The 24,562-nt window shown below is 70.7% G+C and carries 16 protein-coding genes; 14 read left to right on the top strand and 2 right to left on the bottom strand.

All coding sequences use genetic code 11. From position 1 onward, the window contains the following. The first annotated feature begins 613 nt into the window (after nucleotides 1–613). Nucleotides 614–1,027 carry a hypothetical protein gene (locus tag ACIA5H_RS24125; protein ID WP_355079710.1) on the top strand — a complete coding sequence of 138 codons (414 nt, stop codon included), beginning with the start codon at nucleotides 614–616 and terminating at the stop codon, nucleotides 1,025–1,027. On the opposite strand, the gene ACIA5H_RS24130 is transcribed toward ACIA5H_RS24125, so the two are convergent. Together ACIA5H_RS24130 and ACIA5H_RS24135 are read right to left on the bottom strand one after the other, a co-directional pair. Continuing rightward, the gene (locus ACIA5H_RS24130) at nucleotides 984–5,426 is read right to left on the bottom strand and encodes a UvrD-helicase domain-containing protein (RefSeq protein ID WP_397077400.1); all 4,443 of its coding nucleotides are present in this window, start codon (nucleotides 5,424–5,426) and stop codon (nucleotides 984–986) included. The two genes, ACIA5H_RS24125 and ACIA5H_RS24130, sit on opposite strands and share 44 nt — an antisense overlap. Nucleotides 5,427–5,469: 43 nt before the next feature. Beyond that, nucleotides 5,470–8,901: an ATP-dependent helicase gene (locus tag ACIA5H_RS24135; RefSeq protein WP_397077401.1), complete on the bottom strand. Its 3,432-nt coding sequence runs from the start codon at nucleotides 8,899–8,901 to the stop codon at nucleotides 5,470–5,472. 72 nt (nucleotides 8,902–8,973) lie between these two features. Between ACIA5H_RS24135 and ACIA5H_RS24140 the strand changes: the two genes are divergently transcribed. From ACIA5H_RS24140 to narI, 13 genes are all read left to right on the top strand, one after another. Beyond that, complete coding sequence (locus ACIA5H_RS24140; RefSeq protein WP_379256112.1) at nucleotides 8,974–9,750, top strand: alpha/beta hydrolase; 777 nt, start codon at nucleotides 8,974–8,976, stop codon at nucleotides 9,748–9,750. 4 nt (nucleotides 9,751–9,754) lie between these two features. Further along, nucleotides 9,755–10,066, top strand: a complete 312-nt coding sequence (locus ACIA5H_RS24145; RefSeq protein WP_355079720.1) for an MGMT family protein — start codon at nucleotides 9,755–9,757, stop codon at nucleotides 10,064–10,066. A 54-nt stretch (nucleotides 10,067–10,120) separates the two neighbouring features. Then, nucleotides 10,121–10,876 carry a VOC family protein gene (locus ACIA5H_RS24150; protein ID WP_379256110.1) on the top strand — a complete coding sequence of 252 codons (756 nt, stop codon included), beginning with the start codon at nucleotides 10,121–10,123 and terminating at the stop codon, nucleotides 10,874–10,876. An 82-nt stretch (nucleotides 10,877–10,958) separates the two neighbouring features. Continuing rightward, nucleotides 10,959–12,698: an NTP transferase domain-containing protein gene (locus tag ACIA5H_RS24155; RefSeq protein ID WP_397077402.1), complete on the top strand. Its 1,740-nt coding sequence runs from the start codon at nucleotides 10,959–10,961 to the stop codon at nucleotides 12,696–12,698. A gap of 472 nt (nucleotides 12,699–13,170) precedes the next feature. Beyond that, entirely contained in the window at nucleotides 13,171–13,341 is a 171-nt protein-coding gene (locus tag ACIA5H_RS24160; protein ID WP_356960775.1) for a hypothetical protein, read from the top strand. Between the two features lie 169 nt (nucleotides 13,342–13,510). After that, a complete protein-coding gene (locus ACIA5H_RS24165; RefSeq protein WP_397077403.1) occupies nucleotides 13,511–13,852 on the top strand; it encodes a DUF1330 domain-containing protein in 342 nt (113 codons plus the stop codon). 76 nt (nucleotides 13,853–13,928) lie between these two features. After that, the gene (mtnA, locus tag ACIA5H_RS24170; protein ID WP_397077404.1) at nucleotides 13,929–15,575 is read left to right on the top strand and encodes an S-methyl-5-thioribose-1-phosphate isomerase; all 1,647 of its coding nucleotides are present in this window, start codon (nucleotides 13,929–13,931) and stop codon (nucleotides 15,573–15,575) included. Further along, nucleotides 15,572–16,147, top strand: a complete 576-nt coding sequence (locus ACIA5H_RS24175; RefSeq protein ID WP_379256105.1) for an acireductone dioxygenase — start codon at nucleotides 15,572–15,574, stop codon at nucleotides 16,145–16,147. The genes mtnA and ACIA5H_RS24175 overlap by 4 nt, the downstream gene beginning before the upstream one ends. Next, nucleotides 16,144–16,836, top strand: coding sequence for an acireductone synthase (mtnC, locus tag ACIA5H_RS24180; protein WP_397077405.1), 693 nt, complete (start codon nucleotides 16,144–16,146; stop codon nucleotides 16,834–16,836). Before ACIA5H_RS24175 ends, mtnC begins: the two co-directional genes overlap by 4 nt. Nucleotides 16,837–17,525: 689 nt before the next feature. Next, nucleotides 17,526–21,236 (top strand): nitrate reductase subunit alpha, encoded by a 3,711-nt coding sequence (locus ACIA5H_RS24185; RefSeq protein WP_355079736.1) that lies wholly within the window; start codon nucleotides 17,526–17,528, stop codon nucleotides 21,234–21,236. Nucleotides 21,237–21,301: 65 nt separating this feature from the next. Beyond that, a complete protein-coding gene (narH, locus tag ACIA5H_RS24190; RefSeq protein WP_355079845.1) occupies nucleotides 21,302–23,062 on the top strand; it encodes a nitrate reductase subunit beta in 1,761 nt (586 codons plus the stop codon). Beyond that, the gene (gene narJ / locus ACIA5H_RS24195; protein WP_397077406.1) at nucleotides 23,059–23,739 is read left to right on the top strand and encodes a nitrate reductase molybdenum cofactor assembly chaperone; all 681 of its coding nucleotides are present in this window, start codon (nucleotides 23,059–23,061) and stop codon (nucleotides 23,737–23,739) included. Before narH ends, narJ begins: the two co-directional genes overlap by 4 nt. Then, nucleotides 23,736–24,494: a respiratory nitrate reductase subunit gamma gene (gene narI, locus ACIA5H_RS24200; protein WP_397077407.1), complete on the top strand. Its 759-nt coding sequence runs from the start codon at nucleotides 23,736–23,738 to the stop codon at nucleotides 24,492–24,494. Before narJ ends, narI begins: the two co-directional genes overlap by 4 nt. Nucleotides 24,495–24,562: the final 68 nt, after the last annotated feature.

The following is a 24,562-nucleotide window of genomic DNA, read 5'->3' on the forward strand; positions in this document are numbered from 1 at the left end:
CTTGTGGCTCGCCTGTGCGCGGCCGCCGCTTGGTGCTTCGTCGCCTACGCGGCGGCCGCGCACACGCGAGCCGGGCCGCGAACGGCGCATGCTCGGTCTCGCTTCGCTCGAAAGACGTGGTGGGGGTGCGCTGGGCACGTCGGCATCGAAGCTCGCCATCAGGTGTACGCGGTTCGTAGTGGTCGGCTACAGAATCGGCCGCGCTGCCCCCCTTGCTCCTTCGTCGCGGACACCACGCCCCGTCTCCTTCGTCGCCGGCCCAACCGACGCCAGCTCGGCCGCGGACGCCCACACGATCGGTGTCGTTTCACCCGACCCGCATTCGAGCCCGGCTCGGTTCACGGGCCGCAGCGGCAGACTGTCGAGCGGACCACCGCAGGCAAGCGCGGCGTGGGCGGTGGCTCGGTGCGAGCCGGGCTGTGTCGGCTCCGCAGTCGCGCGGTGGGGTTCGCGGCGCTTTGCCCGGCGTCCGCGCCGATCACGCTTGCTCGATCTCGGTGAGGGCGAAGGACGCGCCAGAGGCAGGGGCGGCGGTTCGGGGGTGCGGACCGCCGGGTCCGCATCCAAGTGACCCGGGGTCGACGCGCGGCGGCGCGGATGTAAGGGTGCCTGCATGGCAGAAAATACGCTGACGTCCGTGTCCGACGGTGGGCGGCGGCCCGCGCTGGCCCTGGCCGCCCTGCTGTTCGGCTCCGGGGTGCTGCATTTCGTCCGGCCGAAGCCCTTCGATTCGATCGTGCCGCGCTTCCTGCCAGGACGCGCCCGCGACTACACCTACGCCTCCGGCGCGGCCGAGATCGGTGTCGCCGCCGCCCTCGCGGTCCCGCGCACCCGCGGCTTCGGCGGACGGCTGGCGGCGCTGCTGTTCATCGCGGTGTTCCCGGCCAACGTACAGTTCGCCGCGGACATGCTCGCCAGCGAGAAGGCGCCGCGGCTGGTGAAGATCGGCTCGGCGCTGCGGCTGCCGCTGCAGATCCCGCTCGTCACTCAGTCGCTGGCGGTGAGCCGGCGGGCGCGGCGTTCCTGATCAGCTCGGCCAGTTCGTCCGGACCGGCCAGGTTCGGGGGCGCGATGGTGCGGCCGGTGCGCACGTAGTGGAATGCGGCGCCGATCCGGGGCAGCATCTCGTGCTCGGGCCGTCCCTCGCGGGCGGCCATCAACCGCGCCCAGGCCAGGCGATAAACCGCCAGCTGCATGGCGACCGCCGGTTCCTCGGCGGCGCTCGGCTCGGCGCCGGTCTTCCAGTCGACCACGATCCAGCCGCCGCCGGGTTCGGCGAATACCGCGTCCATCCGGCCGCGGATCACGGTGCCCGCGATCGATGTCTCGAACGGGATCTCGACTTCGATCGGACTGCGATCGGCCCAGCGCGAGTTCAGGAACGCCTCCTGCATCGCGCTCAGCTCGGCGTCCAGCCCTGCGTCGGCCGCGCCGCCGTCGGCCGCGCCCGGCAGTTCGTCCAGACCGAGCAGGCGGGTGGAGCCGAACCACCGCTGCACCCAGGCGTGGAACGCGGTACCCCGGCGGGCCAGTGGATTCGGCGGGTAGGGCAACGGACGACGCAGGCGAGCGGCGAGCTTCGCCGGGTCGGCCCGCAGCTCGACCAGGGCGGTCGCCGCGATCTGGCCGGGTAGTTCCACCTCTTCGTCGGCGGCCGCGGCCGCGTGGTGTTCGGCGAGCAAGGCGTCGACGTCGGCGGCCCAGCCTTCCGGATCGGCGGGATCCGGCGCAAGGCGGACGTCGTGCGGGCGGTACAGGTCCTCCGGCGGGGGCGGAGCGAAGCCGGTCGCGGCGAACAGATACTCCTCCACCGGGTCCGGCGCCGAACCGAAATAGGGCTCGATATCCGCGTAGGGATCGGCGTATTCGATGGAACCGACCTCGAAGTTCCCCGCGAAATCGTCGGGCGGGTATTCGTCGTCGGGTGGATAGTAGGCCGGTTCATCCGCGAACCCCGGCTCATCAGCGGGACGAGGATTAGGCCGACTCATCCGCGAACCCGGCCCGTCACCGGGCCGGTAGTAGCCCGACTCATCCGCGAACCCCGGCTTGTCAGCGGGCCGGGGAGTAGGTCGATTCATCCGCGAATCCGACTCATCGCCGGGCGAATAGTAAGCCGAATCGCCGGTGAGACTCGGCTCATCGCCGGGCCCGTAGTCGCCCGGCTCATGCTCGAACTCCGGCTCATCACCGGGCAGGCGAGAAGCCGAATCGCCGGTGAGACTCGGCTCGTCACCCGGCCCGTAGTCGCCCGGCTCATGCTCGAACTCCAGCTCATCACCGGGCAGGCGAGAAGCCGAATCGCCGGTGAGACTCGGCTCGTCACCCGGCCCGTAGTCGCCCGGTCGGTCCGCGAAACCCGGCTCGTCGACGTCCGGCGCGGACGGCATCTCGGCACGGGCAGACCTGGTTCTGCGGATCGAACCAGCAGCGCCGTGCGGCTCCGAGCCGTGGTGCCCGGTGGCGGCGGGACGGGCGCGCAAATTCGCCAGGGCAGCGCGGACCAGTGCCGCGCCTTGTTCGATGGGCTCGCGGCGGGCGCCGAGGGGGTCGCGCGGCCACTCGGCGGTCGCGGGGTTGTCGGTGAACGGGTTGACGGCGTCGGCGGCGGGCGGGTCGTCCCAGCGGTCGATCGCCAAGACGTCGCAGGCCGGGCTGCCGGGGTCCTGGTGCGCGCGCTTCAACTCCAGCAGGAAATCCGAGGGGCCTTTCGGAGTGCTGCCGGTCTCCGCCCAGTAGTGGGCCGAAACCAGCAGCACCCGTTCGGTTCTGGTGAGCGCGACGTAGAACAGGCGCCGTTCCTCATCGATCCGGCGGCGCTCCAGCGCCTCCTTGTGCGCCTTGATCGCGCGGTCGAGGTCCGCGCGGTCGTACAAGTCGGTGAGCTCGAGCACCGGCACGCCCTCGGCCGCGTCGTCCTGCCTGCGGTCACCCCGCAGCGACGTGGGCAACTCGGCGAGCGCGCCCAGCCACGTGCCGGAACCGACTTTGGACGGGAACACGCCCTCCACCACGTGCGGGACCGCGACGATCTCCCATTCCAGGCCTTTCGCCGCGTGCACGGTCAGCACCTGCACCCGGTCCTTGGCGACCTCGACCTCGCCCGGCTCCAGCCCGTTCTCGACCTCCTCCGCGGCGGCGAGGAACGCGAGCAGTCCGCCGAGCGAGGCGCCGGTGTCCGCGGCGTACCCGGCCACCACCTCGGCGAACGCGTCCAGATGCTCGCGTCCGGCCCCGGTGCCCGCCATGGCTCGCCGGGTCTGGGTCTCCACACCGACGCCGATGGTGCGCTCGACATCGGCGACCAGTTCCGCCAACGGCTGACCGCTGCGTTCGCGCAACGCGGCCAGTTCCCGTCCCAGCGCCTCGATGCGGGCGAACCCGGCGGGTGAATACCGCTCGGGCGGACCGGGATCGGCGATCGCGTCGGCCAGCCCGGCCTGTTCGGCGGGTTCCGGCGCCACTTCGCGCAGCGCCTCGTCCAGCGCGGCGCCGTCGGCGATCTCGGTGTGCCCCTCCGATCCGGGACGCCGGATGGACAGGTCCCTGGCGCGGCGAGCGAGCGCGGCGATGTCGGCGACTCCGACGCGCCAGCGCGCGCCGGTCAGCACACGCATGGCGGCGCTGCCCGCGCCCGGTTCGGCGATCAGCCGCAGGGTGGCGACGACGTCGGCGACCTCCGGCGTGGCGAGCAAGCCGCCGAGTCCGACGATCTCCACGGGAAGACCTTGTGCGCGAAGGGCTTCCGCGAGCGGCGCGGCGTCGGCATTGCGGCGCACCAGTACGGCGGACGTAGGCGGCTGCTGTTGGGCCGCGTGCCGGGCAGCCCACTCCGCGGCGATTCGCCCGGCCACCCACTCCCGTTCGTCGGCGACGGTGTCGGTCAGCGCCAGCGCCACCACACCCGGTCCGGCGTCGGGCTTGGCGCGCAAGGCATCGACCGTCACCCCGCCGCTCTCGGTCGCCTTGCGCCGCAACGGTTCCGCGACCAGATTCGCCAGTGCCAGCGCTTCCGGCGGATTACGCCAGCTGGTCAGCAAGGACAACGTCGGGGCGGGCAAGCCCGGCGCGCTGGGGAAGTCGGTGGCGAACCGGGGCAGGTTCGCCGCCGAAGCGCCACGCCAGCCGTAGATGGATTGCATCGGGTCGCCGACGGCGGTCACGGCTAGGCGCTGCGTTTCGTGTCGGCGCGAACGTTGGTCCGCACGCCTCGCCACGGCGCGCGGGTCGTGTGCGCCGGCGAACCGCGGTTGTCCTTCGACGTCGTTCGCGTCGACGCCCGGCGACCGCGTGCCCTGCGCGGGGGCAGCGGGAAGCGCGTCGGTGGTCGATGACGACGCGGACCCGGTTTCCGGCAGTGTGTCCGAACCTGCCACGACGCTCTCCCGCGCCCCGGGCAGCGCCGCCCTCTGCGCGACTGTGTGAACGCCCGCGGGTGACGAAGCATCGTCGCCGCGACGATCGTCCGGAGGAATGTCGGGCGGGGTCGCTGGCTGCGGTGTCCGCTCCTCCGGCGCGCCGCCGAACAAGGCGGCGAGCAGGACCCGCTGGGCGTGGCCGGTGTCCTGGTACTCGTCGAGCAGGACCAAGCGGAAACGGGCGCGTTCGGCGGCGGCGACCTCGGGGTGCTCGGCCGCCAACCGTGCGGCGAGGGACATCTGCGCGCCGAAGTCCAGTGCGCCCCGTCGGCGCAATGCCTCGGTGAGCTCGTGCACCAGCGGTAGCAGCGCTACCCGTTCCCGCTGCACTTGCACGATGTTCAGCAGGGTCTGGCTCGGCCCGCCCCGCTGCCGCGGGCCCGGGGGCAGCGTGTACACCAGCTTCGCCAGTTCGGTGTGCGCCTCTGCCAGTTCTTCCGGCTCGACCAGGTGCTCCGCCAGCTGCCCGGACAGCGCGAGCACCGCCTCGGTGACCGACACCGGGGTGCGATCGGTCTCCAGATCGCCGTCCCAGGTGTGCACCACCTGGTGGGCGAGCTGCCAGAGCTGGGTCGCGGTCAGCAGGGTCGCCGACGGTTCCACCGGCAGCAGCAGGCCGTGTTCGGTGAGCAACCTGCCCGCGTACGAGTGGTAGGTGCTGATCTCCGGTTCCGCGCCGGTCAGCTGGGCGCGCAGGCGGCCGCTCGGGTCCAGTTCGCGCAGCAGCGGCGCACCGGCGAGCCGGGCCAGCCTGGTCCGGATCCGGGCGGTCAGCTGTTGGGCGGCTTTGCGTGTGAAGGTCAGCCCGAGCACTTCGTCCGGCAGCACGAGCCCGTTGGCGACCATCCACACCACCCGGGCGGCCATCGTCTCGGTCTTGCCCGCGCCCGCGCCGGCGACCACGAGGGTGGGGCCCGGTGGCGCCGCGATCACGGCGGCCTGTTCGTCGGTCGGCGGCGGCAGGCCGAGCGCCTGCGCCAGTTGGTGCGGCGTCACCCCGCCCGTCACGGCGGCGCCCCGGCGACCGGCCGCGGCGGGACCGATAGCGCGCTCACTCGTCGGTCACCTGCCTCCCGCTGTCCTGCACGGGGCAGCTGCCCGCGACCGCGCAGTGGCGGCATCCGTCGTTGCGCATGGCGAGGTAGCTGGGGCCCTGAGTGGACGACGCGGCCTGGTGGATCGTGTCGCGCCAGTGCTCGAGCGCCTCGGCGTCCAGCGGAGGCTGCATGCGCTGAGTGGCGCCCTCAGCCTTGCTCGGCTTGGCGACGTACACCAATCGCGCCCCGCCGGGTTCGCCCGCCGAGCCGGTCGCGGGTTCCGGCTCGGCCGAACCGGATTCCTCCGGTGCGTCGAGAGCGCCCGCGGCGGCCGCTACCTGGTAAGTCGCCAGCTGCGCGTGATCGACGGCGGCCTGCTTGGTGACCGGCGACTTGCCGGTCTTCACGTCGACGATGACGAAACGGCCTTGCGCGTCTCGCTCCAGCCGGTCGACGCGGCCCCGGATCTGTACGGCGCGTTCGTCTTCCGTGCGCGCGGGCAGCACGCAGTCCACCGGCACCTCGACCCCGGCCTGGGTGAGTTCGCCGCGAGTGTTGCGTACCCAGGCCGAGAAGGTCTCCAGCATCGCCTCGGTGCGGCGCAATTCCTGCCGGGAATGCCAGCCGGTCCCCGGATCCACCGCCCGCCAGGCGCGATCCAACGCGGCGCGCACCTGTTCCTCTGGCACTTTGCCCGCCAGCGCCTGCACGAGCGTGTGCACCAGATTGCCCTTGACGGCGTGCGGGTTGTCGCCGTCGGTGCCGCCGTTGCGTTCCAGCGCCCAGCGCAGCGGGCAGGTGCGCAGCAGTTCGACGGTGGAGGGCGACAGCGCGACCGCGCCGTCGTCCTCGGTCCACAGCGGTCGCCGCGAGCTGAGTTCGGTGGTGCCGTACCAGTCGTCGGGGTGGGTTCCCCGGACGCCCGCGTCGGCCAGCCGGGCGAGCTGGTGCGCGGCGCGGCGCCTGCGTTCCGGGTCGGCCTCCGGATCGCAGACCACGCCGCGCAATTCGGCGACCAGCGAGTGCATCACGAGGGCGCGGCCTGGGTCGGCCACCGGGAGCGCGCCGGGCTCGCCGTCGTCGTCGTGTCCGAGCAGTTCGGCGAGAAAGCGCGACGGCACCAGATCGCGTTCGCCCGCGACCGATTCCACGGCGGTGACCAGCAGCGACCGCCGGGCCCGGCTGCACGCGACGAGCAGCAACCTGCGCTCCTCGGCGAGGATCGGCGCCGCACGACTCACCCGCTCCCCGGCATCGGACACCCCGGCGGTGAGATCGACCAGGTCCTCGGTGTGCAAGAGGGTGCCGCGGGTGCGCGGATCGGGCCAGATCCCTTCCTGGACGGCGGCGACGGCGACCACATCCCATTCCCGCCCCGCGGCGGCGTGCGCGCTCAGCAGCGCCACCGCTTCGCCCGGCAGTGTACGAGGCGCCGCGTCCTGCGGAATCTCCTGCTGCGTCAGGTATTCGACGAACCCTTCGATGCTCGCGCGCGGCAACCGGTCGACATAGGCGGCGGCCGCGTCGAACAACGCGACCGCGGCGTCCAGATCGCGATCGGCCTGCATGCCGACCGCGCCGCCGCGCTCGGACTGCGCCACCCAGCGCCGTTCCAGCCGAGAACCGGTCCACAGCGCCCACAGCACGTCCTCCAGGCCCGCGCCGCGCCCGCGTGCCTTGCGCGCCCGGCGCAGCGCGTCCAGCACCCGGCGCAGCGGCGCGGCCTCGACCTCGGTGAGCCGGTCCATGATGGCCGGATCGCCGGTCCCGATCAGCAGATCGCGCAACATCAGTGCGGAGGGGCGGTCGATGTCCGAGTCGCGGTCGGGCGGCGAATCGTCGCCCGCGTCCGATGTTTTCGCCCCGGCGCGCACCGATTCCAGCACCGCGCGCCGGATGCCGCGGCGCAGCCGGCGCAAGGCGATCTGGTCCGCGCCGCCCAGCGGCCCGGACAGCAGGTCGAGGGCGTCCTCCGGCTCGAACGCCGGTTCCGCGCCCCGTTGCGCCTGCTCCCCCGCCAGGACCGCGCGCAGCGAGAGCAGCATCCAGGCCGCGCCGCGCCTGCGCGCCAGCGGCGTGTCCAGCGCGGGCTGCCGCACCGGCACGCCCGCGGCGAGGAGGGCGCGGCGCAGCGGCGCCAGCGACAGCGGCACCGAACGGACGATCACCGCCATCCGCGACCACGGCACCCCACCGGTGAGATGCGCGCGGCGCAAGTGGTCGGCGATGAGCGCGGCCTCTTTCGCCGGCGTGGCCAGCACGCGCACGCGCACCTCGGTGCCGTCCTCCCGTGGGCCGGTGTCTTCCGGCACGGGGATGCGCTGCGGCGCACTACCCGGCAGGCGTGCCGCGATCCGGGCGACCGCCAGCTCCACCTGACCGCTGAACCGATGGTTGTCGCGCAACACGACTCGCCGCTCGGGTGGCACGTCGAGTTCGGCGACGAATCGCGCGTCGGCGCCGCGGAAGGCGAACACGGCTTGGTCGGGATCGCCCGCGACCACCGTGGTCCTGGCACTGTGCCCGATCGCCCGCACCAGGATCGCCGCCTGCGGGTCCAGGTGCTGCGCGTCGTCGACCAGCAGGTATCGGATCCTGGCGCGTTCGGCGGCAAGCAGATTCGGGTCGGCGGCCAGGGCGTCCAGCGCCGCGCCGACGAGTTCGGCGGCGTCCAGCGCGGGCGCGGTCGCCTCCGGCGCATCGACGCCCACCGACCAGCGCAGCAGCATCGTCTGCTCGTAGCGGAGGGCGAACCTGCCCGCCGCCACCCATTCGGGCTTGGCGTGCTCGCGGCCGAGGCGCACCAGGTCCTCCGGCCCGATGCCGCGTTCGGTGGCCCGGAGCATGAGATCGCGCAACTGTTCGGCGAACCCGCCGAGCGCGAGCGCGGGCCGCAGTCGCTCCGGCCACAATCCGTGCGCGCCCTCGGCCATGTCCGCCAGATCGCCGCGCAGCATCTCGCGCACCACGGCGTCCTGTTCGGCTCCGGTCAGCAGACGCGGCGGCGGGTTGCCGTGCGCCATCGCGTGCCTGCGCAGCACGGAGAAGGCGTACGAGTGCAGGGTGCGCACCAAGGGTTCTCGTGTGGCGCCGGGCACACCGCCCTCCGCGCCGGGGCCAGGGCCGCTCAGCCGCGTGGTGATGGCGTCTCGTACAGCGCCCGCGGCTTGTTTCGAATGGGTCAGTACCAGCACCGATTCCGGGTCGGCTCCGGCCGCGATGCGCCCGGCGGCGAGGTCGACCAGCAGGGCGGTCTTACCCGTGCCCGGGCCGCCGAGCACCTGCCAGGGCCGCCATCCCGGGCGCGCGGGACCGGCCTCGGCCGCGGCGTCCAGCAGCGCGCGGACGTCGGCGCCCCAGTCTCGCGGCCGGGGCGCCACCACGTTCCGGCGAACCAGTCGCACCGCGCCATCCGATCGCACCACGCGGGCTATTGCAACAGACACGACCGACACGCCGGTACACGCCTCCGCCCGACCGGCGCTGCGGCCGATCACGGCGCAGGTCAGAATGGACCGGTGTCTGCTCTGAATGTCCACCGGTTCGGTCCGACGACGGGACCGGTGGTGCTCGCCCTGCACGGTGTGACCGGTCACGGCAAACGCTGGGAAGACCTGGCGACCCGGCATCTGCCCGACGTACGGGTGCTCGCACCGGATCTGCGCGGGCACGGACGCTCGACCTCGCTGCCGCCGTGGAACTTCGAGACCATCGTCGAGGACCTGGTCGAGTTGGTCACCGCCGAGGCGGACGGCCCGGTCGTGGTTGTCGCGCACTCCTTCGGCGGCGCGTGCGCGCTGCACCTGGCCCATCGGCATCCCGAACTGGTGCGCAAACTGGTGCTGCTCGATCCGGCGATCGCGCTGGAGCCGGAATGGCTCAACGAGATCGCGCTGTCCACTCTGGTCTCGGCCGACTACGACAGCGTCGACCACGCGCGCCAGGACAAACTCGACACCGGCTGGGGCGATGTGGAGCCGCGATTGCTGGAAGCCGAACTCGACGAACACCTGATGCCCACCGCCGACGGGCGCTTCGGCTGGCGGATGAGCCTGCCCGCGATCAACTCCTACTGGGGCCAGCTGGCCCGCCACTGGGTGCTTCCGCCCGCCGACCTGCCGACCGTGCTGGTGCAGGCGATGAAGGTGCACCCGCCGTTCGTCACGCCGGAATTCCGCGCGGCGCTCACCGAGCACATGGGCGCGGGCCTGACCGTGCTCGAATGGAACTGCGATCACATGGTCGCCCAGGCGTATCCGGCCCAGACCGGCGAACTCGTGCGCTCGGTGCTCTGAGCCGATGCCGACCACCGACGCCCAGATCGAGCAGGTGCGCGCGCTGGTGGCGGCGGTTCCGCCCGGCCGGGTGGTCACCTACGGCGACATCGCGGCGGCCGCCGGTTTGTCGACGCCGCGCACAGTGGGCTGGATCATGCGCACCGACTCGGCCGATCTGCCCTGGCACCGGGTGCTCGGCGCGAGCGGCCGCCCCGCCGCCCACCTGGCTCATCGCCAGCTGCGTCTGCTGGCCGAAGAGGGCGTGCCGATCCGGGACGGACGCGTCGACCTGCGCGCCGCACGCTTCCCGCTGCCCGATCTCCCCGGCGACTGAGCGCCGCTTTCCGAAATTCCTCCGTGCCGGAATGGCGGCCAGTACCGTTGATCCATGCCCACCCGCCTGGCATGTGTCGTGTTCGACGCCGACCGGCCGCGTTCGGTCGCGAATTTCTGGGCCGAACTGCTGGGCTGGAGTGTCACCCTCGACCGCCCCGACGAGGTGAACGTGGCGGCTCCCGACGCCGACGGCGGCGACCTGGCGCTCACCTTCCTGCCCGCGATGCGGGCCAAGGTCGGCAAGAATCGCTTGCACCTCGATCTGGCCACCCGCTCGCTGGACCACCAGCGCACCCAGGTGGACCGGGCGCTGGCCTTGGGCGCGCGCTCGATCAACATCGGGCAGGGCGCGGTGCCGTGGGCGGTGCTCGCCGATCCGGAGGGCAACGAGTTCTGCGTGCTCGAACCGAGGGAGGAGTACGTGGACACCGGGGCCGTCGCGGCGGTCGTGGTCGACACGCGCGATCCGCAGCGCCTGGCCGAATTCTGGTCGGCCGCCACCGGCTGGCCGTCCATGCGGCGCGGCGAGCGGCTGGCCGGACTACGCGCACCGACCGGACTCGGCTCCTGGCTGGAGTTCGTGCGCACGCCCGACGCGGGGTCGGGCCGGACCAGACTGCGCCTGGATCTCACCTCGTTCCCGGCCGACGACCGGGACGCCGAGGTGGCCCGGCTGCACGCGGCGGGCGCCACCTCCATCGACCGCAGCGCCCCGGCCCCCGACCGGGAAACGGACCTCGTGCTCGCCGACCCGGAGCTCAACGAGTTCCGGCTGCTGCCGCCGGCCCGCTTCTGGTCGAACGCCTGATCGACGCCGTCCGCTCCCCGGCTTCCCCATGGTGACGAATTAGCATGGCCGCCATGGTGTACCTGACTCCGGGTCGTGGCGTGTGACGGCCGCCGACGCGATCGTGCTCGCGGGCGGCCGGGCCAGCCGGATGGGCGGCGTGGACAAACCGGCCATCGTCATCGGCGGCCGTTCCATGCTCGAAGTGGCGCTCGCCGCCGTCGCCTCGTGCGCGCGGACGGTGGTGGTCGGACCGCACCGCCCGGAGTTGGCGCCGGAGATCACGCAGGTTCGCGAGGTGCCGCCCGGATCGGGGCCGGTGGCGGCGATCGACACGGGGCTGCGGGCCCTCGGCTCCGCCGCCCCGCTGGTCGTGGTCCTTGCCGCCGACCTTCCGTTCCTGTCGCCGTCGGCGATCGCCGAACTCATCCGGCACGCCACCGAATCGGGAGCGGACGCGGTGTTCGCGGCCGACGAGTCGGGTCGCCCGCAATACCTGATCGGGGTGTGGCGGCGTTCCGCGCTTGCGGCCGCGCTGGACGAGCTCGACGCGCTGATCAATCAGCCGATGAAGGCGCTGGTGCCCGCAGCCGCCGGGATCATCCCGCTCTCCGGCGTCGGCGACTGCGACACCGAGGAGGAGGTGCGACAGGCCAGAGCGGCGGTGGACGCGCCACGACAGCAACCGCCACTCGAGCTCGGCGAGGCGCGAAACCTGCTGCGCACCGAACTTTCCCGGCTTACCGCGTACGAAGCCGACCTGTCATCGGTGATCGGGGCCGCGCTCGCGGGCCCATTGACGGCCGCCGGGCCGCTGCCTCGCTTCGACGTCTCGGCGATGGACGGTTACGCCGTGGCGGGCGACGGGCCGTGGCGCCTGCGTCGCGACGTCGGCTTCGCGGGCGGACGGCGTCCGGTGGGGCTGCTGCCGGGCGAGGCGGTGCGCATCGCCACGGGCGCGCACGTCCCCGACGGCACCACGGGCGTGCTGCGCGACGAGTTCGTGCACGTCGCCGACGAAACGCTGTACCGCCTGCCGGACACCCCGACGCGCGACGACATCCGCCGCCGCGGCGAGGACCGGGCGGCCGGTGATCCGGTCGCACCGGAGGGTGCACCGGTCACCGCGGCGCTGGTCTCCGCGGCCGCGAGCGTCGAGGTCACCGCCGCGCCGGTGCGCGGCCCGGTCCGCGCGCACGTCGTCATGACCGGTGACGAGATCCGCAGCGAAGGTCCGCTGCAGGCAGGGCAGACCCGCGATTCGATCGGCCCGATCCTGCCGGAACTGCTGGCCAGGTATGGCATTCGCACCACCGATCGGGTGCACCTGCGTGATACTCCGCACGGATTCGACGAGGTCATGACCGTCGCGCCGGATCGCGACCTGCTGGTGATCGTCGGCGCGACCGGCGGCGGGGCGGCCGACCAGCTCCGTGCCGCCCTGACCCGCGCCGGAGCCGAGATCGTGGTGCCGCGGCTGCGGCTGCGGCCGGGCGGTTCCACCGTCGTCGCCCGGCTCACCTCCGGCACCACGGTGCTCGGCCTGCCGGGCAACCCGTTCGCCGCCGTCGCGACGCTCATGGCGCTGGCACCCGCGATCGTCGAGGGCCGCACCGGCGCGCTCCCCGCCCGCCCGCTGCGCGGGCCGCTGCACAACGCCGCCGAGATCGCCGGACAGGTGACGCGCATCGTTCCGGCTCGCGCCGCCGAGGAAGGCGGATGGATCGGCGACCCGGTCGTCCGGACGGCACATCTGGGCGGCCTGATCGACCGCGACGGCCTGGTGGTCGTCCCGCCCGATGCCGGGGACGGCGCGATCGTCGAATTCCTGCCGCTGCGCTGAACCCTTCGGCCCGCGGGTGCGTCGTGGACCGAACGAAACTGGTTGCGGGCCTTGGCTTCAGCGAGATCGAGTGGGCGCGGAATACGGGGGTGCGCCGATGCTCGGCCGACGTCGATCCGAAGTCTCTGCGGTGCAGCGGGTTTCGTTGCCACGGGAACCCGCACGCGCACTCCTTCGCGGCAGCGGAGTCGAATGCGATATACGTCGGCGAAGCGATCCACGAGGCAAATAAAACGAACGCATGACCGCCGTTTTCATCCGGTCCACCCCGCCTCGACCTGGTCGGAAGAAAAAGTCGAACTGAACTGGATTCATTACTGAATACAGGGTTCAAAAGCGCTCTTACCAGCGCAAACACAACAACCGAGCCGCTCGGAGCCATATTTTTCATTTCCTCTTCCACAGGCCATTCCCGCTCGCTATCGTGTGTTCGTTAGGCGAATATCAATCCCCCGGAAAGGACCGAGTGGAGATGACTGAAAAGTCGAAGAAAACGCCTAAGAAAATGCCGAAGCAGATGCCGAGGCAGCAGCAGCAACAGCGCCAAGAGCAGGACATCCGCGAGGGCGCTGACATGGAAGGCCGTCGGGGCAATCGGTCCGAGATGCCCGACCGGCGCGGCGAGCAGGAGCGCCGCCGCTAGCTGATCTGCGCCACCCGCGCCGCCGGCCCCACCTCCTCCCGGGACCGGCGGCCGCGGTCGTTTCGGGGCCCTCGTGCTTACCCCGGAGGTAATTGCCACCCCGCGCGAGGCGGACCTACCGTCGGTTCGACGCCATCTCCGGCGTCATCGAACGAAGGAACCACACGCCATGTCCGCCTATGGCTTCGCCCATCTCCGCAGTCGCAGGCCGCATCCCGACATCCTCGAATACCTGGAGCGCATCCAGGCCACCTTGGACCCGTTCGGCGGCCGCTTCGTCATCCACGGGTCCCCTGCCGAGGTCGTGGAAGGCAACTGGCCAGGCAGCATGGTGCTGATCGAGTTCCCCGGGATGACCGAGGCGCGGGAGTGGTACCACTCGCCCGCATATCAGGAGATCCTGCCGCTGCGCGCCGATCACATCCACGGCGACCTGCTGCTCATCGAGGGCGTCGGCCCCGACTACGACCCGCGCGAACGCGCCGCCAAACTGCGCGCCGGGGCGGCCTGACGCGATTTCGGCTCGCCGTCCGGCGTCCGATACCGTTGACCAGGCACGACCCGGTTCGACGCGAAGGATGCGCCTGATGGACGACAGCTCACTGGTCTGGGACGACGGCACGCTCGTCACCGTCGACCAGCGCGGACTGCCGCACGAGGTGCGCGAGCTGCGGCTGAGCACCGTCGACCAGGTCATCGACGCGATCAAGACGCTGGCCATTCGCGGCGCGCCCGCCATCGGCATCGCGGGCGCGTTCGGCGTCGTCCTCGCCACCGCCGCGCACACCGTAGGCGGCGTGGTGGACGAGACCGCGGCGCAGGCCGAAGCGGACCGGATCGCGGCGGCCCGGCCGACGGCGGTCAATCTGGCCTGGGCGGTGCGGCGGGTCCGGGCGAAGGTGGGCCGGGGCGCCGATGCGGTCCTCGCCGAGACCCTCGACATGCTGGCCGAAGACGGCCGGGTCAACCGGGCCGCCGCCACCAACGCCGCCGACCTGGTGCAGCGCCTGTGTCCGGACCGGCCGCTGCGCGTGCTCACCCATTGCAACACCGGACGGCTCGCGACCAGCGCGTTCGGCACCGCCATCGGCACGCTGCGGGTGTTGTCCGAGCGCGGCGCCATCGAGCAGGTGCTGGTCGACGAGACCCGCCCGCTGCTGCAAGGCGCCCGCCTGACCACGTGGGAACTGGCCGAGGCGGGCATCCCGCACCGGCTGACCATCGATTCCGCCGCCGCCTGGGCGATGGCGACCGGACAGGTCGACTGCGTGCTGGTCGGCGCCGACCGGGTCACCGCCAACGGCGACGTCGCCAACAAGATCGGCACCTACGGTCTCGCGCTCGCCGCCCGTCATCACGGCATCCCGTTCGTCGTGGTGGCCCCGGAGTCCACCCGCGACCTCTCGATGGCCACCGGCCGGGAGATCGTCGTGGAGGAACGCGCGGCGGCCGAGGTGACCGGATTCGGCGGTGTGGCAACGGCTCCCGCGCACACCGAGGTCTTCAACCCGGCCTTCGACGTCACGCCCGCCGATTTGGTGACCGCGGTGGTCACCGAAGAGGGTGTGGTGCACCGGTCCGATCAGTCGCCCGGCGCGGAAATCGCGGACCTCGCCCGCGAGCTGTACCGGCGCGGCTGGATGCCGGGTACGGCGGGCAATATCTCCGTGCGCACCGGCGCGACCGCCGTGGTCACCGGGAGCGGGCTGTCCAAAGGGGAGCTCACCGAGCGCGACATGGTCACCGTGCGCGTCGCGGACTCCGCGCCCGTGACCGACCAGGGGCGCAAACCGTCCGCGGAGACGACGATCCACACCGCCGTCTACCGGGCCCGTCCGGCGCAAGCGGTCGTGCACATCCATCCGCCGTTCGCCACGGCACTGGCCACCCGCTCGGCGACGCCGGGAATGCTCGGCACGCTGCGGATCACCGACTACGAGTTGATCAAGGGACTCGGTAGCGGCGATCCGGCCGTCGCGGACATCCCGGTCTTCCCGAACTGGCCCGAGGTGCCGCGCATCGGGTCCGACATCGAGCGCTATCTCCTCGACCACCCCGACGCACTTCCGGTCCTGGTCATCGCCGGGCACGGGATCACCGCGTGGGGCGATGATCTCGCCCAGGCGCGCGATCGCGCCGAATGCCTGGAAGCATTGTGTGAGCTGGTGTGCCGCACCGGTAGTCCGGCGGCGTTCGGCCCGCGCGACGATTTTCTCGAGATTGGACTGACATGACCCTGCTGCAGGTGATGGCCGCCGACAACGCGGCCGACGTGCGCGTACGCACCAGCGACGACGAGATGATCGGCACCGAACTCGCCAGGCACGGCATCACGTTCGGCCGCTGGCCGGTGGTGGAGAACGCCGCGTCGGTGCCGTCGGAGGAGTTGCTCGCGCACTACGCGACGAACGTCGCCGAACTGAACGAGACCGGGCGCTACAAGCACATCGACATCGCCCGCATCCACCCCGACGACGCCGACCCGCAGTGGCCGGAGATCGCCAAGGGCGCCCGCGGGAAGTTCCTCGACGAGCACCGCCACGCCGAAGACGAGGTGCGCTTCTTCGCCGCCGGGCGCGGTTGCTTCTACCTGCACCTGGGCGAGGAAGTTCTCGCGGTGGTCTGCGAGGGCGGCGATCTGCTCTCGGTTCCGGCGGGCACGCTGCACTGGTTCGACATGGGCGAACGCCCCGACTTCATCGCCATCCGCTTCTTCGAGGAGGAGGACGGCTGGGTCGGCGACTTCACCGGCGACAAGATCAGCGCGGGCTTCCCCACCCTCGACGAGCTGCTCACCGCGCCGTGATCGACGCCGTAGTCGTCGACATCGAGGGCACCACCAGCCCCACCGCCGCGGTCCGCGAAGACCTGTACGGCTACACCCGCGAACGGCTTCCGGAGTGGCTGGCCGAGAACAGCTCCGCGGCCGCGGCGCCCGTGCTGGACGCGACCAGGGAGCTGGCCGGGCGGCCGGACGCGGACCCGGCCGAAGTCGCCGCGATCCTGCGCGGGTGGCTCGACACCGACGTCAAGGCCGAGCCTTTGAAGACCGCGCAGGGTGTGATCTGCGCGGAGGGTTTCCGCAGCGGCGCACTGCACGGCGAATTCTTCCCCGACGTGCCACCGGCCCTGGCCGCGTGGCACGCCGCGGGTCTCGCGCTGTACGTCTACTCCTCGGGATCGGTTCGCAATCAGCAGGATTGGTTCGCCTTCGCGCGCGGAGGCAGTCTGTCCGGCCTGATCAGCGGATACTTCGATCTGTCGACGGCGGGCGGAAAACGCGAGCCTTCCTCCTACGACAAGATCGCGGGCGCCATCGGCGCACCCGCCGGGCGCATCCTGTTCCTGTCCGATCACCCGGACGAACTCGACGCCGCCGTCGCCGCTGGGTGGCGAGTGGTCGGGCTGGCCCGACCCGGCGAGCCCAATCCGCCTCGGCCGCCGCACCACTGGGTCGACACGTTCGCCGACATCAACCCCGCCGACCAGGTCTGATCGCGCAGATAACCTCCTCGGAACCGCGACCACTTTCGGCCGGATCGACCGAGCCGCGCGTCGGCCCGTATGCCGATGTCGTTTCCGTCCACCGTGGGGCCGTATTGCGCGAGGACGGCGTACCGCGAGTCGGCAGCCGTTCCACCACCGCACGGCCCCTCCGTCGTCCACCGCCGGTTGTCACGAGCGACAGTGTCATCCGGCGGGTGGTAGCCAGACTGGCGATGCCACCCGGACCCGATCGAGGCGACGGCGGATCGGGCGGAGCCTGGAGCACAGTGCAATTGATCGACGTCGGGCGAATTCACAGCGAATTGTGATTACGCTTACAATACGTTGCCACCGAGCCGCGAGCGAAACTCGCCGGGACACTGGAAAAATGCCCCACTGAAGATCGATCCAATGTGTTAACAAATGTAAAGCACTGGAGAACCCGCCGTTTCCAAAGCATCACCGACATGCGTGCGGGCAGCCCCCTCGGATCCGATTTTGTCCAGTTCAGAGCCGTTTGCCCCTGGTCGGGCCACCGGATGCCGCCCGATAGCACGGCGCTACCGTGACCGTGACGTTGCGCCGATCTCACAACTCACCACGCTTCCGAATGGGCTGTGAGAAAGACGTTTGGTCAGCCGTGCGCGCCTCTTTACAGTCGGAACATCAACCCGATCGCACAGCTCGAAGGGGACGTCGTGGTTAATTCGCGTACCCAGGGTCATACACCCTCCGCCCCGGCCACCGACGCCGGGGACGCGCTCCTGCGGCTGGGGAAATATTTCCACCGGGGCGAGATATCGTCCGATCAGCGGACGCTGCACAAGGTCGGCGGTCGCAGCGCCGACGAGTTCTACCGGGATCGCTGGTCGCACGACAAAGTGGTGCGCTCCACGCACGGCGTGAACTGCACCGGGTCCTGTTCGTGGAAGATCTACGTCAAAGACGGTGTGATCACCTGGGAGTCACAGCAGACCGACTACCCCTCAGTGGGCTCGGACAAGCCGGAGTACGAGCCGCGCGGCTGCCCGCGCGGCGCGTCGTTCTCCTGGTACACCTATTCGCCCGCCCGGGTGCGCTACCCGTACGTGCGCGGCACGTTGCTGGAGCTGTACCGGGAAGCCAAGTCCCGGCTCAAGGACCCTGTGCTGGCCTGGGGCGAGATCGTCGAAGACCCCGAGAAGGCGCGCAGCTACAAGGCCGCGCGGGGCAAGGGCGGATTCGTCCGTGCCGAGTGGTGGGAGGCGGCCGAGATCGCCGCTGCCGCACATGTTTACACGATCAAGCAGTACGGCCCGGACCGGGTGGCCGGGTTCTCGCCGATCCCGGCCATGTCGATGGTCAGCCACGCCGTCGGCGCCCGCTTCATCTCGCTGCTCGGCGGCTCCATGCTGTCGTTCTACGACTGGTACGCCGACTTGCCGGTGGCCTCGCCGCAGGTGTTCGGCGACCAGACCGACGTGCCGGAGTCCGCGGACTGGTTCGACGCGGGCTATCTGATCATGTGGGGCTCGAACGTGCCGGTCACCCGCACGCCGGACGCGCACTACATGACCGAGGCCCGCTACCGGGGCCAGAAGGTGGTCGTGGTCTCCCCCGACTACGCCGACAACACCAAGTTCGCCGACGAGTGGGTGCCCGCGCGTCCCGGCACCGACGCCGCGCTGGCCATGGCGATGGGCCACGTGGTGCTGAAGGAGTTCTTCGTCGAGAAGTCGACGCCGCGATTCCTCGACTACATCAAGCGCTACACCGATCTGCCGTACCTGATCACGCTGGACGAGCGCGACGGGGCCTACCTGCCCGGCAAGTTCCTCACCGCGGCCGACCTGGGCCGCACCGGCGAGGGCGTCGAGTTCCAGACGGTGCTGCTGGACGCGCAGGCGCAGCCGGTGGTGCCGAACGGGTCGCTCGGTCATCGGTTCGGCGAAGCGGGAACCGGCCGCTGGAACCTCGATCTCGGGGACGTCGATCCCCTTCTGAGTCTGTACGGCCGCACCGACGATGCTGCGGCCGTACAGATTCCCCGCTTCGACAGCGACGTTCCCGGCGTGCTCGTGCGCGGGGTGCCGACCACGACCGTCGCGGGCAAACGTGTCACCACGGTCTTCGATCTGCTGCTCGCCCAGTACGGCGTCGGCCGCGACGGACTGCCCGGCACGTGGCCGAGCGGCTACGACGACGCGACCGAGCCGTACACCCCGGCCTGGCAGGAAGCCATCACCGGCGTGCCCGCCGTGCAGGCCCAGCGCATCGCGCGGGAGTTCGCCGACAACGCCGACCGTTCCGGCGGCCGCTCGATGATCCTGATGGGCGCGGGCACCAACCACTGGTTCCACTCCGATCAGATCTACCGCGCGTTCTTCACCCTTACCCTGCTGACCGGCTGCCAGGGCGTGAACGGCGGCGGCTGGGCGCATTACGTCGGGCAGGAGAAGTGCCGCCCGGTCACCGGCTGGTCCACCCTGGCCTTCGGCCTGGACTGGCAGCGGCCGCCGCGGCAGATGCAGGGCACCGTGTTCTGGTACCTGACCAACGACCAGTGGCGCTACGACCCGTTCACCGCCGAGTCGTTCGCCTCGCCGCTCGGCACGGGCAAGTTCGCCGGGCGCACGGCCGCCGACAACATCGCGCTGGCCAGCCGGCTGGGCTGGATGCCGAGCTACCCCACCTTCGACCGCAACCCGCTCGACCTGGTCGACGAGGCCGAGGCCGCGGGCAAGACCGCGCCCGAGCACGTGGTGGACGGGTTGAAGTCCGGCGACCTGAAATTCGCCTGCGAGGACCCGGACGCGCCGGAGAACTTCCCACGCTGCCTGACCGTGTGGCGGGCGAACCTGCTCGGTTCCTCCGGCAAGGGCAACGAGTACTTCCAGCGCCACCTGCTCGGCGCCGACTCCAACCTGCAGGGCGCCGAAGCCACCGGCGTGCGGCCGCAGGAGCTGAACTGGCGGGAGACCGCCGCCACCGGCAAACTGGATCTGCTGCTGTCGCTGGACTTCCGGATGACCAGCACCACGCTGTTCTCCGACATCGTGCTGCCCGCCGCCACCTGGTACGAGAAGCACGACCTGTCCTCCACCGACATGCACCCGTTCGTGCACGCGTTCTCCCCGGCCATCTCGCCGCCCTGGGAGGCCAAGACCGACTTCGACGCCTTCCACCGGATCGCGCGCGGCTTCTCCTGGATGGCCGAGAAGCACTTGGGCAAGCGCAAGGACATCGTCGCCGTGCCGTTGCAGCACGACTCGCCGGACGCGACGGCGCAGGCGGGCGGGCGCGTGCTGGACTGGAAAGCCGGTGAGTGCGAGCCGATTCCGGGCAAGACCATGCCGAAGCTGGTCGTGGTCGAACGCGATTACCCGAAGATCGCGGAGAAGATGGCCGCGCTCGGGCCGCTGGTCGACACGCTCGGCGTCACCACCAAGGGCGTCACCACCTATCCCGACCAGGAGGTGGAGTACCTGGCCGGGGTGAACGGCACGGTCGTGTCCGGTGTCGCGCAGGGCCGCCCGTCGCTGGCCAAGGACACGCACGCGGCCGAGGCGATCCTCGCGCTGTCGGGCACCACCAACGGCAGGCTCGCGGTGGAGGGTTTCCACGCGCTGGAACGCCGCACCGGAACGAAACTGGCCGACCTGGCCGCCGAGCACGAGGGCAAGCGGATCACCTTCGCCGACACCCAGGCGCGCCCGGTGCCGGTGATCACCTCGCCGGAGTGGTCGGGCAGCGAGACCGGCGGACGCCGGTACTCGCCGTTCACCATCAACACCGAGCGGCTCAAGCCCTGGCACACGCTCACCGGGCGGCAGCACTTCTACCTCGATCACGACTGGATGATCGAGCTCGGCGAGCAGCTGCCGATCTTCCGTCCGCCGCTGGACATGACCGCGCTGTTCCGCGAGCCATCGATCGGCGAGGTCGGCGAGCGGGGCGTCACGGTGCGTTACCTGACGCCGCACTCGAAATGGTCGATCCACTCCGCCTACCAGGACAACCTGCACATGCTCACGCTCTCGCGCGGCGGTCAGACGATCTGGATGTCCGATCGCGACGCGGCGAAGATCGGCGTGGCCGACAACGACTGGATCGAGGCGATCAACCGCAACGGCATCGTGGTGGCTCGCGCCATCGTCAGCCACCGGATGCCGGAGGGCACGGTGTTCATGTACCACGCTCAGGACCGCGCGGTGGACGTGCCGCGTATCGAGGGCATCGGCGAGGACACCAAGGGCCGGGGCAAGCGCGGCGGCATCCACAACGCGCTCACCCGCATCATGATCAAGCCCTCGCATCTCATCGGCGGCTACGCGCAGCAGTCCTTCGCGCTGAACTACCACGGCCCCACCGGAAATCAACGCGACGAGGTGACCACGATTCGCAGGCGCTCGCAGGAAGTGGAGTACTGACATGGGCGAGTGCGGCACGCGGGCACCATCCACCGACGCGAGAAAGCGGTACTGACATGCGCGTCATGGCACAGCTGGCCATGGTGATGAACCTGGACAAATGCATCGGCTGCCACACCTGCTCGGTCACCTGCAAGCAGGCGTGGACCAACCGCGGCGGCACCGAGTACGTCTGGTTCAACAACGTGGAAACCCGCCCCGGACAGGGTTATCCGAGGCAGTACCAGGATCAGGAGAAGTGGAAGGGCGGCTGGACGCTGAACAAGCGCGGCAAGCTCACCCTGAAGTCCGGCTCCCGGCTGAAGCGGCTGCTGAACATCTTCGCCAACCCGGATCTGCCCACGGTCGAGGACTACTACGAGCCGTGGAGCTACGACTACGACAACCTGCTGTCCTCCCCGCCGGTCGACACGACGCCGGTCGCGCGGCCCAAATCGCTGATCACCGGCCAGGACACGCAGGTCACCTGGGGCGCCAACTGGGACGACGACCTCGGCTCCGGCCCCGAGCAGGTCGGCAAGGACCCGCTGCTGGCGAAGCTGTCGGAGCAGGTGAAACTGGAGTTCGAAGAGACCTTCATGTTCTACCTGCCGCGCATCTGCGAGCACTGCCTGAACCCCTCCTGCGCGGCGTCCTGCCCTTCCGGCGCGATCTACAAGCGCGCAGAGGACGGCATCGTGCTGGTGGATCAGGACAAGTGCCGCGGCTGGCGGCAGTGCGTGTCGGGCTGCCCGTACAAGAAGATCTACTTCAACCACAAGACGGGCAAGGCGGAGAAGTGCACCTTCTGCTACCCGCGCGTGGAGGTCGGTATTCCGACGGTGTGCTCGGAGACCTGCGTCGGGCGGCTGCGCTACATCGGCGTCATGCTCTACGACGCCGACGCGGTGCTCGAGGCCGCGTCGGTCACCGACGACAAGGATCTCTACCCGTCGCAGCTCGGGGTGTTCCTCAATCCCCATGACCCGCGGGTGATCGCGGAGGCGGAGCGGGCCGGGATCTCGCCGGAATGGATTCAGGCCGCCCAGGATTCGCCGGTCTACAAGCTGATCGTGGACTATCAGATCGCGCTGCCGCTGCATCCGGAGTACCGCACCATGCCGATGGTCTGGTACGTGCCGCCGCTGTCGCCCGTGGTCGACGTGCTCAGCGAGACCGGCCACGACGGCGAGAACGTGTCCAACCTGTTCGGCGCGATCGACGCGCTGCGCATTCCGGTGGAGTACCTGGCCGAGCTGTTCACCGCGGGCGAGGTCGGGCCGGTGCGCGCTTCGTTGCAGCGCCTCGCGGCGATGCGCTCGTTCATGCGGTCGGTGAACCTCGGCGAGGAGCCCGATCCCTCGATCGCGCCGTCGGTGCGGCTGGAGCCCGAGGAGATCGAGGCGATGTACCGGCTGCTGGCCATCGCCAAGTACGAGCACCGTTATGTCATCCCGAGCGGCGCGGGAGCCCGTGCGCACGAACTGGATTCGCTCGCCACCGGGTGCAGCCTGGACACCGACGGCGGTCCGGGCATGACGGCGTTCGATCAGATGGTGGAGAAGTTCCACCTCACCGACGCCAACGACGCCGCGCCGGAGCAGAAGTCGTCCCGGATCAACCTGCTGAACTGGGATGGCAAGAGCACCGAGGGCCTGGTACCGAGCGATGGCGCCGCGAACGGCAACGGGCACGCCGACGGCACGAGCAACGGGCACTCGGGTAACGGCCACGCGAACGGGGCAGGCGACGGGCTCGCAGGCAACGGGCACGGCGCGGGCAACGGCGACGGCTCGGGCAGCGTCGCGGGTGATCCGGCCTCCGCGCCGAGCGGAGCGGGGCGATGAGCCTGCTGAAGTTGCGCCGCCGCCCGGAAGCGGTGGTCGAACTCGCCCAGCGCGACCGCCAGCTGGTGTGGCGAATCGCCGCATTGCTGCTGGACTACCCCACCGAGCAGACACTGGCCATGATCGACCAATTGACCAGCGCCGCAGCCGATCTACCCGACGAGGTGCGCGCACACCTGAGCGGATGCCTCGACTACCTGCGGACCACCCCGCCGCTGGAACTCGCGGCCGCCTACGTCGCGACCTTCGACATGCGCCGCCGCGCCAGCCTGCACCTGACCTTCTACGCCTACGGCGACACTCGCAAGCGCGGAATGGCGTTGCTGCGTTTCAAGCACGCCTACCGGCACGCCGGTGTCGAACTCGGGGACGAGGAACTGCCCGACCATCTGCCGGTGCTGCTGGAGTTCGCCGCCACCGTCGACCCGATCGGCGGCGAACGGCTGCTCGGCGAGCACGTTCCGGTGCTGGAGCTGCTGCGACTTTCGCTGTCGGACAACAACTCCCCCTACGCGGGAGTGCTCGCGGCGATCGGGGCGACGCTGCCGCCGCCCACCACCGCCGACCGCAGGCGCATCGCCGAACTCGCCGCCCAGGGTCCGCCCGAGGAGGAAGTCGGGCTGGAGCCCTTCGCGATGGACCCCTCCCTGTTCGACGGATCGGAAGGCCGACGATGAACGCATCCCCGCATCTGCCGGTCGCGCTCTGGCTGATCCTGCCGTACGTCGCGTTCACCTCCTTCGTGCTCGGGCACCTGTGGCGCTACCGCAACGACCAGTTCGGCTGGACCACCCGTTCCTCGCAGATCTACGAGAGCCGCCTGCTGCGGCTGGGCAGTCCGCTGTTCCACTTCGGCATGCTCGGGGTGTTCGGCGGGCACGTGCTCGGCGTGCTCATCCCGGAGTCGTGGACCTCGGCGGTCGGGATCTCCGAGCACGTCTATCACGTGGTCGCCGTAGCGGCGGGGTCGCTGGCCGGGCTGGCCGTGCTGGCCGGTGTCGGCATCCTGCTCTACCGGCGATTCACCGTTCCCGCCGTCCGCAAGGCGACCACGGGCAACGACAAGCTGATGTACGGGCTGCTGACCGCCGCACTGGTCACCGGCCTGCTCAACACCTGGGGCAGCAACCTGCTGTGGGGCACCTACAACTATCGCGAGACTGTCTCGCCCTGGTTCCGCAGCCTGTTCACGCTCACCCCGCAACCCGAGCTCATGGTGGCCACCCCGTGGACCTTCCAACTGCACGGGCTGGTCGTGCTCGCCTTGATCGGGCTGTGGCCCTACACCCGGCTCGTGCACATGTTCAGTGCGCCGGTCGGCTACCTGGTGCGGCCGTACGTGGTCTACCGCAGCAAGGAATACGACGCCCCCGACAAGCGCCGCTACGCCCGCGCTTGGGATGCGCCCGTGACCCCCGAACGCTGGCGCTGACGACGCCGTCGCGCGAGACCCCGCCCGGACAACGGTGTCCCGGCGGGGTCTTCGGCGTTCACGGCGGG

The organism is Nocardia sp. NPDC051900, assembly GCF_044452545.1.
Classification (GTDB): domain Bacteria; phylum Actinomycetota; class Actinomycetes; order Mycobacteriales; family Mycobacteriaceae; genus Nocardia; species Nocardia sichangensis.

Excerpts from the sequence above, each read along its gene's own strand:
- ACIA5H_RS24125 (WP_355079710.1), top strand. The coding sequence starts at position 614 with ATGGCAGAAAATACGCTGACGTCCGTGTCCGACGGTGGGCGGCGGCCC.
- ACIA5H_RS24145 (WP_355079720.1), top strand. The coding sequence starts at position 9,755 with ATGCCGACCACCGACGCCCAGATCGAGCAGGTGCGCGCGCTGGTGGCG.
- ACIA5H_RS24150 (WP_379256110.1), top strand. The coding sequence starts at position 10,121 with ATGCCCACCCGCCTGGCATGTGTCGTGTTCGACGCCGACCGGCCGCGT.
- ACIA5H_RS24160 (WP_356960775.1), top strand. The coding sequence starts at position 13,171 with ATGACTGAAAAGTCGAAGAAAACGCCTAAGAAAATGCCGAAGCAGATG.
- ACIA5H_RS24165 (WP_397077403.1), top strand. The coding sequence starts at position 13,511 with ATGTCCGCCTATGGCTTCGCCCATCTCCGCAGTCGCAGGCCGCATCCC.
- mtnA (WP_397077404.1), top strand. The coding sequence starts at position 13,929 with ATGGACGACAGCTCACTGGTCTGGGACGACGGCACGCTCGTCACCGTC.
- ACIA5H_RS24175 (WP_379256105.1), top strand. The coding sequence starts at position 15,572 with ATGACCCTGCTGCAGGTGATGGCCGCCGACAACGCGGCCGACGTGCGC.
- narH (WP_355079845.1), top strand. The coding sequence starts at position 21,302 with ATGGCACAGCTGGCCATGGTGATGAACCTGGACAAATGCATCGGCTGC.
- narJ (WP_397077406.1), top strand. The coding sequence starts at position 23,059 with ATGAGCCTGCTGAAGTTGCGCCGCCGCCCGGAAGCGGTGGTCGAACTC.
- narI (WP_397077407.1), top strand. The coding sequence starts at position 23,736 with ATGAACGCATCCCCGCATCTGCCGGTCGCGCTCTGGCTGATCCTGCCG.